At 56.7% G+C, this 14,213-nt stretch carries 9 protein-coding genes; 3 read left to right on the top strand and 6 right to left on the bottom strand.

The annotated features are described in order from the left end of the window. Window positions 1–9: 9 nt before the first annotated feature. On the bottom strand, window positions 10–1,368 hold the full coding sequence (locus KJI95_RS16600) for an isochorismate synthase (protein ID WP_250885907.1): 1,359 nt from the start codon (window positions 1,366–1,368) through the stop codon (window positions 10–12). 621 nt (window positions 1,369–1,989) lie between these two features. Between KJI95_RS16600 and KJI95_RS16595 the strand changes: the two genes are divergently transcribed. After that, the gene (locus KJI95_RS16595) at window positions 1,990–3,189 is read left to right on the top strand and encodes an HD-GYP domain-containing protein (RefSeq protein WP_214508317.1); all 1,200 of its coding nucleotides are present in this window, start codon (window positions 1,990–1,992) and stop codon (window positions 3,187–3,189) included. A 137-nt stretch (window positions 3,190–3,326) separates the two neighbouring features. After that, entirely contained in the window at window positions 3,327–3,647 is a 321-nt protein-coding gene (locus KJI95_RS16590; protein WP_214508316.1) for a hypothetical protein, read from the top strand. Window positions 3,648–3,692: 45 nt separating this feature from the next. Here the strand turns inward: KJI95_RS16590 and moeB are convergent, their stop codons facing one another. From moeB to KJI95_RS16570, 4 genes are all read right to left on the bottom strand, one after another. Further along, window positions 3,693–4,445 (bottom strand): molybdopterin-synthase adenylyltransferase MoeB, encoded by a 753-nt coding sequence (moeB, locus tag KJI95_RS16585; RefSeq protein WP_214508315.1) that lies wholly within the window; start codon window positions 4,443–4,445, stop codon window positions 3,693–3,695. A gap of 11 nt (window positions 4,446–4,456) precedes the next feature. Next, a complete protein-coding gene (moeA, locus tag KJI95_RS16580; protein WP_214508314.1) occupies window positions 4,457–5,698 on the bottom strand; it encodes a molybdopterin molybdotransferase MoeA in 1,242 nt (413 codons plus the stop codon). Between the two features lie 118 nt (window positions 5,699–5,816). Continuing rightward, on the bottom strand, window positions 5,817–6,881 hold the full coding sequence (locus KJI95_RS16575; RefSeq protein WP_214508313.1) for an efflux RND transporter periplasmic adaptor subunit: 1,065 nt from the start codon (window positions 6,879–6,881) through the stop codon (window positions 5,817–5,819). Then, a complete protein-coding gene (locus tag KJI95_RS16570; RefSeq protein WP_214508312.1) occupies window positions 6,878–9,955 on the bottom strand; it encodes an efflux RND transporter permease subunit in 3,078 nt (1,025 codons plus the stop codon). Before KJI95_RS16570 ends, KJI95_RS16575 begins: the two co-directional genes overlap by 4 nt. Before the next feature lie 215 nt (window positions 9,956–10,170). Here KJI95_RS16570 and ftnA point away from each other — a divergent pair, with 215 nt between their 5' ends. Next, window positions 10,171–10,695 carry a non-heme ferritin gene (gene ftnA, locus KJI95_RS16565; protein WP_214508311.1) on the top strand — a complete coding sequence of 175 codons (525 nt, stop codon included), beginning with the start codon at window positions 10,171–10,173 and terminating at the stop codon, window positions 10,693–10,695. A 94-nt stretch (window positions 10,696–10,789) separates the two neighbouring features. On the opposite strand, the gene KJI95_RS16560 is transcribed toward ftnA, so the two are convergent. Further along, window positions 10,790–14,011 (bottom strand): EAL domain-containing protein, encoded by a 3,222-nt coding sequence (locus KJI95_RS16560; RefSeq protein ID WP_214508310.1) that lies wholly within the window; start codon window positions 14,009–14,011, stop codon window positions 10,790–10,792. Window positions 14,012–14,213: the final 202 nt, after the last annotated feature.

Genomic DNA, 14,213 nt, shown 5'->3' with positions numbered 1-14,213 from the left:
GCAAAAGCCTTAGAGCTCAACCAGTATCGACAGAATGGTGGCAAGTTTATTGTCGAGCTCCTGCCATTCGGCCTCTGGGTCTGAGCCGGTTACTATCCCCGCGCCGGCAAACAGATTCAGCCTTCCGGGCTCAATCAATGCACTGCGGATAGCCACCGAAAACTCGCTCTCATGCTTGTTCAGATAGCCGCAGGCGCCGGCATACCAGCCACGGTTATAACCTTCCTGCTGACGGATAAAGCTCAGTGCACTGTCGCGCGGTAAGCCGCCGACGGCCGGGGTGGGGTGCAGTGCCTGCAGCAGCTGAAAATCGTTGATGCAGGGCTTGAGCTGTGCCCGGATAGCGCGGTGCAGGTGCTGAATATGGGGCAGCTTAAAAATTTTGGGTGATTCATCGGCGCCAACGTAACTGCTCAGCGGCGCGAGATGCTCAACAATGTGCTGTCGAACCAGTTGATTCTCATGGCTGTTTTTACTGTCATCCAGCAGCTGCTGCGCCAGTTGGTTGTCTTCCTCCACACTGACACCGCGCACCGTGGTGCCGGCCAGCGCCTCGGTAAACAGCTCCTGCTGACGGCGGCGGTACAAACGCTCCGGCGAGCAGGAAATAAAGGTGCGCTCAGGGGAAAACTGAAACCCAAACTGAAAGCTTGATGGGCTGCGGCCCTGCCAGCAGGCGAGTACCATCCAGGGATCTATGGGTTCATTGATTTCCAGTTGTGACAGCCGTGACAGCACCACCTTGGGGGTGTGCTGATTGAATTTGCCGGCGGTGACCTGTTCGACCAGCTGTTTCCAGCGGGGGAACTCGGGATATTCGCTGCGGCCAAGCAGGTGCACCTTGCCGGGTGGTGTCAGAGGTCTGGGCTTTTGCAGCTGCTCCAGCGCCGCCAGCGCGGCATCGCACTCCGTTTGCCGGTCGCGGCCTTCAAAATTCAGATTCAAAATAAGCTGAAAGTCTTTGCCACTGCGGCGCAGCTCCATGCGCGGCAGCACAAAATGAGCGCGGCCAAATTCCGGCCAGCCGCTGACGTCACGGTCGAACGCCACGCCGCCGTAATAGCGGATGTTGTGGTTGCTGCTAAGGTCGCGTTGGTGTTGATACACGTTGGCGAGCTGCTGATCGCTGACCGGGTCATCAAACAAGAAGTCGGCCGCCGCGCCGATGGCCGCCACTTCGTCTTCTTTATCGCGGCCATGCCAGTAAATGCGCGGGTAGAGGGTTTGGGATGCCAGCCACGAAATCAGCGGCAGCGCGGGGACGCTTTCAATCAGCTGCACCAGAGGCTCGCAATGCTCAGCACCCCGAAGCCGCTGAATTTTGGCTTCGAGGGATAAACGCGCCCCGTTAAGTGACATGGCAGACAAATTGGCTCTCCGACAGATTGGCAACACACTGCTTTTATTGCTGTTGTTGCCCAACTTAAAGAGCATGCCGACCGGTGTCAATTGCCGCGCATTAAAGGTGTGAATTGTGCCAAAACCCTACATCAGCAAATGCTGATTTTGTGCGGTGTATAGCAAATCTGCATGGTGTTGGCTTTATCCACTTTCACTTCGCGGTGAGTGGGTGAGAGCATCAAACAGGCCGTTAGGGCGAGATAAAACTCAGGCAGTAGTTATTAACTTTGCAGCGTATTTCACTACTTCTGATGGCTTTGGTTAGGATTATGCTCCATCGATATTGGGTTGCTCCTGCGAAAATTGCTGAATTGTTAAGTTTTAATTGTACAAAAAATGCGCTCCAGCTTTGGGTTGTAACTAATTGATACAAAGGCATTTGTTTTGTGATCGGCACCGAGTCTTGGAGCGCCAGCCCGTTTAGATCTCTGTCAGCTATAGCGCACAATTCAATAGCAGCATAAAATCCGAATTCCTGAATTCTTTACTAGGTCTTTTGTCGTATAAAACAAAGATTCAGGCAGGTCATCAGGCGATGATTTAGGATTATTATAAGCATGCAATGTCGTAAACAGGGGGCTTCGCGCCATGGCCGATAAGGCTCAGGATTCCAATCTTTTGAAACTGCCGGTGGATAAACTGACGCAGGGCATGTTCGTCACTGCCATCGACAGCAATGGCAAGGTGGCCATTGCCAACGCCGGGCAAATCAAAAGCCAAGCCACCATCGCCAAGCTGGGTACAAGCGGCATTCGCTTTGTTTGGGTCGATGTTGAGCGCTCGTCCGACGACTGTGGCCTGAAAGCGACAGTGGAAGAAGAAACCGTGGTGGCGGAAGAAGCCGCAAAGCCAGCCAAGGCCATGCCCAGCCGCGATATTCGCCAGGTTCAGGCGAAAAAAATCCTCGGTGAAGCCAAGGGGCTTATCCGCAAGGTGTTGTCTGAAACATTCGAAGGCAAAGCCATCGAAGTCGCGCCTTTTGAAGCACTTGCCGACAATATGATTGAGTCCATCATGCTCGATGCCGACGCGCTCAAGTGCGTATCGGCGCTGCGTGATAAGGACGCGTACCTGCTGGAACACTCGGTCAACGTGGCGTTTTTGCTGGTGACCTTTGGAAAATACCTCAAGCTCGACAAAGAGTTGCTCAAGCAGATGGCGGTGGGCGGCATTTTGCACGACATAGGTAAAATCAAAGTCGATAATAAAATCCTGCACAAACCCGGCAAGCTGACGCCGGAAGAATTTGAACATATGAAGTTGCATCAGGTGTATGCCATTGATGTGATGAAAGATGCAAAAGGCCTGTCGCAGGTCTCCAAAGATGTGTGCCTGATGCACCACGAAAAGCTCGATGGCCGGGGTTATCCGCGTGGCCTGAAGGGCGATGAAATTCCGCTCCATGGCCGTATGTCCTGCATAGTCGATATCTTCGATGCACTGACCGCCACCCGCTGTTACAAAGAGGCGATGAGCCCGGCGGCGGCCTTTAAGATCCTGCTAAGTCTCACCCCATTCCACCTCGACACTGAGCTGGTGTACGAATTTATCCGCTGCATTGGTGTTTACCCGGTAGGCTCGCTGGTGGAGCTGTCCGACGGCAGGGTCGGCATAGTGTGGGAGTCAAAAGAGCGTGACGCGCTGCATCCCGTGGTTAAGTGTTTTTACTCCCTCAAGCACAGGCACTACACCGAAGTGACCTTTGTCGATTTGCTTAAATCTGATTTGAACATCGAGCGCGGCGTATCGCCCTCAAGCCTCGATGTCGACCCCAAACCCTTCTACTGATGCGATGAAATCTGTCAGCGGTGGCTGATACAAAAAGCCACCCTGATTGACTTGCATCCAGATACAAATCCGGTCATCTTCGATATCAATCGAGCACAGAATACTGCTAACTTGCTGAAGTTATTGAAGGAGAGCAGATGCCGGGATTCCATACCCTGACCTTTGACACCTTGCCACGTTTGCCGCTGCGCCCTGGGGTGCTGTACCTGCTGGATGGCGAAGTGCGCCGCCTCGGGGCACTGTTTGAGGCGGCGTCACAAAGGCCGCGCTGGCGCACGTTATCGCTGGATACACGGGATAAAGAAGATGAGCTGGCGCTGGTTTTACTGCGCCTTTGCCGCCGCTACGGCATACACAAACTTGAGCTGGACGATGCTAAGCACCCACAGGCGCCGCTGCTGCGCCGGCTTGCGGCGCTCGATGGCTGGGGCGCAGAAGAGTGGCCGCGTCTTGGTTAGCTTGTAAGATTCCGGTTTTAATTCAGCAGATTGTTGCAGTTTGAATTAACCGCAGACACTGCAGCCGGGGCGGCGCGGCAGTTTCATTTCGCGGATTTCCATGGTCATTGCATCGAGCATCAGCAGTCGGCCGGCGAGCGGTTTTCCCATGTGAGCCAGCAGCTTAATGGCTTCGACTGCCTGAATGCAGCCAATCATGCCCACCACAGGCGCCAGTATGCCTGATTCCACACAGGTGAGTTGCTGCTCCCCAAACAGGCTGGCAAAGCACTGATAGCAGGGGGTATCGCCGCGATAATCGAACACAGTGACCGTACCTTCCATGCGAATAGCCGCGCCGGACACCAGCGCTACCTTGTGCCTGAAACAAGCCTGATTGAGCTGATTTCGCACCGCCACATTGTCGGTGCAGTCGAGCACCAAGGAGTGCTGCGCCACCAGTGCGTCAATTTGCGGGTCATCCAGCACAGCATTGATAGCGGTGACCTGCACATGGGGGTTGAGTTCAGTAACGGCGATTTTGGCCGACTCGACTTTGCTCATGCCAATGCGGCTGTCGCGGTGCAGCACCTGGCGCTGCAGGTTTGACAGCTCCACGGTATCAAAGTCCACCAGGGTCAGTTCGCCCACACCCGCCACCGCCAGATATTGGATGGCCGCGCAGCCTAGCCCGCCGGCACCAATGACCAATACTTTTGCCAGCTTAAGCTTTTCCTGGCCGTCGAGATCCATGGCCTTGATGGAAATCTGCCTGCTGTAGCGCAGCATTTCACTGTGGCTGAGAATGTCTTCCGTCATGGGCTTAGTCCTTAATCGAGCACAGAATCAAAGGGTTCAACCAGCACCATGGCACCCTCGGCGGTATCGCCCTGAAACTGTTCCAGATGCACAAAGCAGTTGGCAAGACTCATGGATGTCAACATGCCGGAACCCTGACCGCCGGTGATGCGCACCTTCAGGCCAAGCTCGTCGCGGCTTAAGATGCCGCGCTGATACTCAACCCGCCCCGGCTGTTTGCGGATGGGGCTTTCAAGCCGCGCCTCCAGCAGCAGAGGCGGTTTTTGCGCCATGCCCTGCATTTTGCGCAGCATAGGCCACACCAGCTTTTGAAATGTCACCATGGACGACACGGGGTTGCCCGGCAAACCGCAAAAAAGCGCCTTACCGATGCGCCCGCAGGCAAAGGGTTTGCCCGGCTTGATGGCGAGCTTCCAGAAGGTGATTTGACCTTCTTCGCTTAAGATCTGTTTGGTGAAATCGGCCTCGCCTACGGAGACGCCGCCCGAGGTTAGCACCACATCGGCGCGGCTTGCCGCCTCAAGAAAGGCGCGGCGAATGGCCTCGGGGTCATCACTGATAACCCCCAAGTCCAGCCATTCCATCCCGGCTTTTTGCAAAAGGCCACGAATGGAGTAACGATTGGAGTCGTAAATTTGCCCGGGCGCGAGCTCGCTGCCCACTGGCCGCAGTTCATCGCCGGTGGAGAAAAACGCGACTTTGAGTTTGCGATAAACCCGCACCTGACTGACGCCGACTGTGGCAAGCACGCCAAGCTCGGCGGCGCGGATACGGCTGCCCAAGGTCAGCACCTTGTCACCGGCCTTAAGCTCTTCACCACGCAGGCGCACATTGGCGCCTTTGGCCTTGGGGGGCTTAATCGTTATTTTGCTGCCGTTAGCCTCGGTTTCTTCCTGCATCTGCACCGTATCACAGGCGGCAGGCAACGGCGCGCCGGTCATGATGCGCACGCATTCGCCGGCCTTAAGGTCGCCGCGAAACGGGTGGCCGGCAAAGGCATTACCTGCGAGGGTGAGCACGCCATCGAAGGCGGCCAGATCATCAAACCGGAAGGCATAACCATCCATCGCCGAATTGCTGAATGGCGGCAGGTCAATCTGACTGGCGAGATTTTCGGCCAGCACCCGATCGAGTGCCTCGGTCAGGCTTACGACTTCAGTGTCGGTAGTGGTATGTACCTGATCCAGAAGTTGAATGATGGCGGCGTCAGGGTGCATCAGCTCTGGGGTGCTGCAGGGATCGTGGCGTTGCATTCAGGCCTCGGGTGGCGTTGGACTGTGATGGGCCATTATGCCATGGCCTTGGTCCATGTCTGTATGCTTTGGGCCGGCAAAAATGTGACCCGCTTCAACTTTGCCGGCCTGGGCGGGCTCAGCGGGTGCTGGCCACCGTTTGCGGTTTGTCGTCTTTGATTTTGAGTTTCATCCCGTCTGAGAGGGTTTCGGCGCCGCGCACCACCACCTGATCGCCTGCGCTGAGCTCGCCTTCGACCGCAATCCAGGGGCCTTCGCCGTCACCAAGGGTCACAGGAATGCGCTCGGCGGTGTTATCCGCGCCAACCCGAAATACGGCCACGCCGCTTGAGCGCAGCACCAGCGCATCGCGCGGGACCAGGGTGGTGAGGGTGGCCGGTGCAATCGGCAGTGCCAGCGATACCAGCTCGCCGATATTGATGTTGCCCGCCATATCAGCCGGTAAATCCAGTCTTGCCTCAAAGGTTTGGCTGCGTACATCTGAAACGGGAATGAGGCTTCGGATCCGGGCACTGAATTCCCCCTGGGCATGGTAGACCTTGAGGCTGTCGCCAATGCTGACCCGGCGGCTGTGCTTGAGCGGCGCGTGCAGCCTGAGCTCCAGATGATCCGGATCGGTAATGGTCAGTACCGGCTCTGCCGGGCCTATGTCTTCGCCGGATTGATGGCGGCGTTCTATCACAATGCCGCTAAAGGGCGCCTTGAGTTCGGTGCGGCGTAAATTGTCGCGGATGATATCGAGCCGCACCTTGGCGAGTGTGAGGTTGCTGTTGGCCAGGTCGCGATCGGAGCGGGTGTCGTCCAGCTCGGTGCGCGAAATGCTCTGGCTGCCAGCGAGTCGCTCAAGCCTGCTCAGGTTACGCTCAAGGCGGCTGAGGGAGATTTGCTCCCGCTCGACCAGCGCCTGCTGCTCGGCAAGTTGCAGTTTGAGCTGGGTATCGTCGAGCCGCGCCACTGTGTCGCCCGCCATCACCCGCTCGCCGGGCTCCTGCACCCATTGCAGCTTGCCGCTGACGCCTGAGGTAAGCTCGGCCACGCTGCGGCTGTGCACTGTGCCAATCACCATCAGCTTGGGCGACAGCGGCCGCTGCTCAACTGTCTTTACGCCAACCGTACGTTCATCCTCCGCCCATGCGTTGGAAAGAGTGCCAAGCAGCAATACCAGAGCTGCGATAGTTTTCATGGTGTTACCTCATCGGCAAGGGGGCTGGACGGTTTGGGAACGCCTGCAAGGCGCAGCAGGCTTGGCATTAGCAGCAGGGTAAACAGCGCCGAAAAGGTCATGCCGCCGACAATCACGGCCGCGAGGCCACGGTAAATCTCGCTGCCGACACCCGGCACCAGCATCAGCGGCAACATGCCGAAGATGGAGGTGAGGGTACTCATGTACACAGGCCGGGCGCGGGTGGCGACGGCGTCGGTAATGGCATCGTCAAGGCTCATGCCGTCGCGGCAGGACTGGCGCGTCTGGTCAACCAGCAAAATGGCGTTATTGACCACCAATCCCAGCAGGATGATAAAGCCAATCATGGTCAGCAAATCCAGGCTCTGGAACGTAAAGAGGTTAAGCAGCTGCAGGCTCAGCACGCCGCCGCATACCGCCAGTGGCATCGACAGGATCACCAGCAGGCTGTCTTTAACCGACTTGAACATGGCCGCCATCAGCAGAAACAGGATGATCACCGCCATCAAAAAGTTGGTGCCCATTTGTTTTATGGTGTGGCTTAAGCGGTCGGCTACACCGCGAAACGCCAGCGAGCCTTCGGCTGGCAGCAGGGCACGGATTTGCTCCAGTGTGCCGCTGTTAAGCTGCTCCATGGCTTCATCCATCGACAGATCCTGGGGCGGGATCACCAGCAGTGAAATCGCCCGGCGGCCATTGACCCGCTGCAACTGGGTCGGGCCAACGGTGCGCTGAATTTGCGCCAGCTCGCCTATGGTTTGCACCCCGGCACCCTGAGTGTAGACAGGGGTCGCTGCCAGTTGCTCCGGGTATTGCCAGCTTGGCCCCTTGAGCAGCACATCCATGCGCTCGTTACCGTCAAAATACTCGCCGACCCACAGGCCCGAGGTATAGGCGCGGATGGCGTTGGCTATCTGGGTGCGATCGGCCCCCGCCTGGGCGAGCCTGTGCTCGTCGGGAATAAGCCTGAGCTCCGGCTGGGCCAGGCTCAGCCCCGGAATGGGCCGCACCACGGCGCCGGGCATCGCCTCTGTAATCATCGGCATGGCCGCCTTGGCCACTTCCATCAGCTGCTCCATGTCCGAGCCAATCAGATCGATGTTAATGGCGCGGCCACCGTTAAAGCCAAAGTTAAGCAGGGTGCTGCGATTGGGGAAGGCCTGGGTGTCGGGCAGGTCTTTAAGGATTTCACTTTGCAGCAGACCAATCATTTCCTCGATGCGGGTCGGGTCTTCGGGGTAAATAAACAGCACGTTGAAGGCGCCGAACACCGAGAAGTTATAGCCCTTGATATAGGGCTGTTTTTGCTTGTCGTAGTAGGGCTTGAGCCGGCTTATCAGCAGGGTGCCGAGTTCGGCCTCCATGGCTTCGATGTTGGCGCCGGGCGGCAGCGAAAAGAAGGTAAAAATCCCGTCACCGCTCGCCTGGGGTAAAAAGTCGACTCTGGGCATCAGCAGCAGACTCAGCACCGAGGTGCCGACAATGAGCAGAGCGCACCAGAGGGTTGCAAGCCGGCGCTTGAAGGTCAGCTTGTTAATCCACAATGCCAGCATGCGCCAATAATCCGGGCCGCTGCTTTGGGTCTGTTTGACTCGCCACACCATGTTAAGCATGGGGATGATGGTGATGGCGCTGACAAAGGATGACACCACGGCCACCGACAGCGTCAGCGCCAGATCCGAGAACAGCTGCCCCTCAACCCCGGGCATAAACAGCACCGGCAGGAAAATCGCCACCGTGGTGGCGGTGGATGCGAGCAGCGCACCTTTGACCTGAGCTGTGCCGCCAAGCACGGCATCGGCAAGCTTGGCCCCTTGCTGGCGCAGCCGCACGATATTTTCCTGCACGATAATGGCGGCATCCAGCACCAGCCCCACCGCAAAGGCAAGGCCCGCCAGCGAGATGATATTGAGGGTGCGGCCCATGGCCTCGAGGGTGATAAAGGCAACCAGTAGCGCCACCGGAATGGTCACGCCTATCATCAGGGTGGCCCGTATATCCCGCAAAAAGGCGTACAGGATAAGAAGGGCCAGCACTACGCCCATTCCAAGATTGCCTTTAACCAGCAAAATCGCCCGCTTGATATGCACCGAGGCATCAAACGACAGCTCCAGCGTCAGCCCCTGGGGGTGCAGCACATCGCGGTTGAGTTCAGTAATCGCCTTGTTGACGCCATCGAGCACAGCTACGGTATTGGCATCGAAGGTGCCTTCGAGGGTGATGTAGTAGGCCGGATAACCATTGCGTTTGGTAAAGCCGCGCTGCTCGGCGGTGCTGACACGGATTTCTGCCAGCTCATGCAGGTACACGGGGCGGCCGTTGTTATAGGCGACGATTAACTGGCCGAGGGTCTCGGGTTGATACTGGCCGGCAAAACGGACCGTGTATTCGCGCCGTCCGACCTTGGCGGTGCCGCCTGAAATATCCGCCGCGCGGGAGATGGTGCTGCGCAGCTGATCCAGGGTTATTCCGAGCGCCGCAGCGCGAAAGGGGTCAAATTCAATATGCAGCTCTTTGGGCAGCTCGCTTTGCAGCTGCACCGCGCCCACCCCGGTAATCTGGCGCAGTTTGGGCTCGACCAGATCATCAATCAGTTTTTGATAGCGCGATAAATCGGTTTCAGGGTTGTCAGGCAGGGTATAAATCAGCAGCGACGCCAGATTAGGCGTGCCGCCATTGCCACCGCCCACGTTGATAAAGGGCTCGCCGGCATCCAGCGGCCTTGGCGGCGTTTGATTGAGGGCGTTGATCACGTTGATCATCGCCTCCTGCATATTGCTGCCCACATCAAAGGTCAGGGTGATGCCGCCAAAGCCCTGGGAAATGTTGGAGGTCATTTCGGTGACCCCGGGAACCTGGCGCAGCACATTTTCCTGCGGCTCTATGATGTTGGATTCCATCTCCTGCGGCGCCGCCGCCCGCCAATTGTTGAACACCGAGATTTGCGGCTGCTCAATGTTGGGCAGTAACTGAATCGGCAATTTGGCAATCGCCAGCAGGCCAAACATCAAAATAAGCATTAATGCCACGGCGGTAGCGGCGGGGTTTTGGGTACTGCTGCGGGTCAAGTCCATGACAAAGGCCGACAATTGCGGATATGGAGGCAAGCATAAGCGCTAGATGTAAACAAAGCATTGAGCAAAGGTAAGCAAATGTAACCGTTGCCGGTATCCAAATGATAAGTGTTATTATTTAGAAATCATTGATTTAGGTAAATTTTATTGATCTTTGCCCTGGGGTTATGGACAATGCCGCGACCAAAAATACCGCATAGATGAAAGGACGAACCATGTTGGCCGCAACCATGATAGCCAAGCTCAACGAGCAGATTAATCTCGAGTTTTTCTCATCCAACCTGTACCTGCAGATGAGTGCCTGGTGTGAAGATAAGGGTTTTGATGGTGCCGCGCTGTTTATGCGTGCCCACGCCGATGAAGAAATGGGCCATATGCGTCGTCTGTTCACCTATGTGAGCGAAACCGGCGGCCTGCCGCTGATTGGCGCCATTGCCGAGCCACAGTCACAGTTCAATTCCTTGCTGTCGCTGTTTGAATACACCTATGAGCACGAGCAGTTGATCACACGCAAAATCAACGAGCTGGCCCATGTCGCCTTTACCACTCAGGATTATTCCACTTTCCATTTCCTGCAGTGGTATGTGGCCGAGCAGCATGAAGAAGAAAAGCTGTTCAAGAGCATAGTGGATAAAATCCGCCTGGTGGGTGAAGACGGTAAGGCGCTGTTCTTTATCGATAAAGACCTCGCGCTGCTGGCAACCCAGGAAGCCGAAAGCATCATGAAAACCGCTGGCTGATAGCGCGTCTCGCGACAGCATAAAGGCGACCATCTGGTCGCCTTTATTGTTTCGTCGCCTTTATTGTTTCTGGCATCTGCACTTAAGCCAAGCCTTAGATATCAAACTGTGGCTGCGCCTTTGCGCCGTGGCCAACACGCTTATCGAGCCAGTCGGACAGTGCCTCCAGTGGCAGCGGGCGGGAATAGAGATAGCCCTGGCCGTAATCAGAGCCAAGTACCTGCAAAAACGCTTGCTGCTCTTCGGTTTCTATCCCTTCGGCCACCAGTTTCATGCCCAGTGATTTGCCCATTTGAATGATGGCGCGGATAAGGCTGGCGTCCGATTCGCAGTCCGGCAGGTTTTCCACAAAGCTTCTGTCGATTTTTATCACCGAAATCGGGAATTTTTTCAGATAACTCAAGGATGAGTAGCCGGTGCCGAAGTCATCGAGATAAATGGTGCAGCCAAGGTCGCGGATATGATTGAGGGTCGCGAGGCAATGATTGCTGTCGTCCATCAACATGCTTTCGGTGATTTCCACATGCAGATGACGCGGCGCAATGCCGTGGCGGTTCAGCGCCTGCGCCAGTTGCTGCGCGAGGCCCTGCTGCTTGTCGCGGCACTGACAGGCGGAGACGTTGATGGCCATGCTGAGACCAAAGCCCTGCGCGTGTAGCGCCGCGAGATCGCCAAGGGCGGTGTCAATGACCCACTGACCGAGGGGTACCATCAGCCCCATGTCTTCCGCCACCGGGATAAAGTGGCTTGGCGAGATCAGCCCCTTGTCAGGGTCTTGCCAGCGCAATAAGGCTTCAAGGCCGGTTACTTCACCGGTTTTGATGTCCACCACCGGCTGATAGTGCAGCAGGAATTCCCGGCGCAGCATCGCCCGGCGCAATGCCCGCTCCATCGCGTGCCGCTCGACCATGGCCTGGTTCATCATGGGGGTGAAGTATTTGAAATTGTTGCGGCCATCGTCTTTGGCGCCAAAGAGCGCCGTTTCGGCATTGCTGAGCAGTGACTCCACGTCCTGACCGTCTTCGGGATACAGGCCGATGCCGAGGCTTGCCGACAGCTCCAGTTGCTGCTGCTCGATAACAAAGGGCTCGCCCAAGGCCTGCAGCACCTTCATGGCCTGCTGCTCGACCATCAGCTCCTGGGCAAGGCGCGGCAGCACAAGCACAAATTCATCGCCGCCAATCCGCGCCAGAAAATCCGTTGGCCCCAACAGGGCTTGCAGGCGCTTGGTGACGGCTTTTAGCAGTGCATCGCCGCACTCGTGGCCACGGGTGTCGTTGATGAATTTGAATCTGTCCAAATCCAGCACCATCACCGCCAGTTTGCGCGAGTCGTGGCTGGCCATCTTGATTTCATGGGCGAGGCGTTCAGACAGCAGCTTGCGGTTGGGCAGGTCGGTGAGGGTGTCGAAGTTGGCTTTATACCAGAGATCCTGTTCGTACTGCTTACGGCGGCTGATGTCCATAAACAGGCCAATGTGCTGCACTATGCGGCCTTCGTCGTCGCGCACCAGGGTCAGGGCAAGGTACTCAGGATACACCTGGCCATCTTTGCGGCGGTTCCATATTTCGCCTTCCCATTTGTCGGTGGCCTGCAGCGACTCCCACATGGCGGCATACAACTGCGGCGAGTTGCGGTGCGAACTCAGCATCGACGGATTGCGGCCCTTTACCTCATCAAGGCTGTAACCCGTGATTTGAGTGAAGGCCGGATTGACCAGTTCGATATGATTATCGGCATCCGTGACTATGATGCCTTCGGCGGAATACTTGAACACGGCGGCGGCGCGGCTCAGTTCCTGACGGTACTTTTTGCGCTGGCCAAGCATGGTGTTCATCGCCTGTGCCATGCGGGCAATTTCATCCGAGCCCTTGGTTTTAATGGTCAGTTCCAGTGTTGGGTCGGCGGCCATTTGCTGCATAACGGCGGCGATGGCTTCAATCTTGTTCATAAAGCTGGCGATGATTTTGCGCCCGAGCAGCAGCGACAGCAGCAAAGTGAGCGCCGAGGCCAGGCTATATACCGCGATGTACAACAGCGCCATGCGCATCTGATGGCGGCTGAGCTGTTCAATGTTATGGCCTATGTCGTGGCTTAAGCCGTGCAGCATGCCAATCTGCTCGCTGGCAAACTGCCACCACAGGGCGGCATCAATCGGCGGCGGCGGAGTTTTTAGCGCCTGTATGGCCAGCGCTATGCCGGCATGCTGCCTGCCGGGTTCTGCATCCGAATGGCCGGGCTCTAGATTTGAGTGGCCGGGCGCTAAATCAGGGCTGAGGGCAGCATTGTCTTGCGGTATAAGGCTTGGCTGGTGATAGGTTGACAGGGCATCGGTAAGACTTTGCAGCGCCTGCTGCTGGCCATCGCTTAAGTGGCAGAATTCCCTCAGCTTTGAAAGCAGCAGGCTCGCTTCCTGCCATTGTTGCTGGGAGGTGGCAGTGGCCGGCTCGCCATGCAGCAGCGAGGCTCTGGCCCGGTGCACCATGGCACCAAACCCGATAAGCTCGCTGAGCTGCTGCGCTATCTCTGCGATTTGCCGCTGCTCACCGAGGCGCTGGCGGATTTGCTCAACCTGCTGATTTGGCAGCGATGCGAGCAATTTCAGCAGTAGCAGCCGATGCTCATCTTCAAAGGTATCCTGAGCCAGCGCCATGGTGTGCGCCTGCTCAAGCCACAGGTTTTCCAGTGGCTGCAGGACGGCAAGCTCAAGGGTGTTGGATGAGAGAATGTCATTGACCAGGCTGCGCTCCCGCGCGGCAAGCTCCTGGGCGCGCAGCACCAGCAACAGGTCGGCATAGGCGCGGGACTGGGCCGCATCGTCGGTCTGGTGCTGCAACTGATTGACCAACAGCAGCAGCTTATTATTGAGCTTATCGAAAAAGTCGGTGTCGCCGGCAGTGCTGTGTGCAACGTCCTGATTGCGGGACAGGCTGAGTTGATTGAGGCTGGTTTTCAGTTCAGTAAGCTGCTGGGCGAGTTGCAGGTGGGCGTCTTCATCGAGAACCACAAGCAGTTTGGCCAGATCGTCACTCTGCATTAAGCGGCGAAATGTAGCGTCGGTATTGGCCTGTTGCTGTGAAAGTGCCTCGCTGTCCTCGGCCTCTTTGCTTTGATAGCCGCGCTCCTGCTGCAAATCGTAGATAAGGTCGGCTATCTGGCCGCTCACCTGAATAGCCAGTGCATTTCGATGGGCAGTTTTGAAATCCTGATGCAGCCCCCATGCGCGAATGATGCCGAATATGCCGAGCATAAACATGGGCAACACCGCAAAAAGAATGAGCTTTTGTCTCAGGCTGTAGTTGTGCAGCGACAACATGGAAAAGGGTCCCTGTGTAGCGAATAATCGTTGCCCTGTTTGCTTCCATGCCCGGGCTCGGGTCGCAAAGGTTTACCATAAGCAAAAAGGAGTGGCGAAAAGTAGTTCATGGTTTTCTAATCTAGCTCACAAAAACCGTATAAAAAGGCGGGATTAACGCCCTATACCGACAAGCGTCCCGGTGATAGCAGATAAAGGCGAT

Source organism: Shewanella jiangmenensis, assembly GCF_018596335.1.
GTDB lineage: Bacteria > Pseudomonadota > Gammaproteobacteria > Enterobacterales > Shewanellaceae > Shewanella > Shewanella jiangmenensis.
Note: the sequence above shows the minus strand (reverse complement) of the source record. Positions and strands in the feature narration are given on the sequence as shown.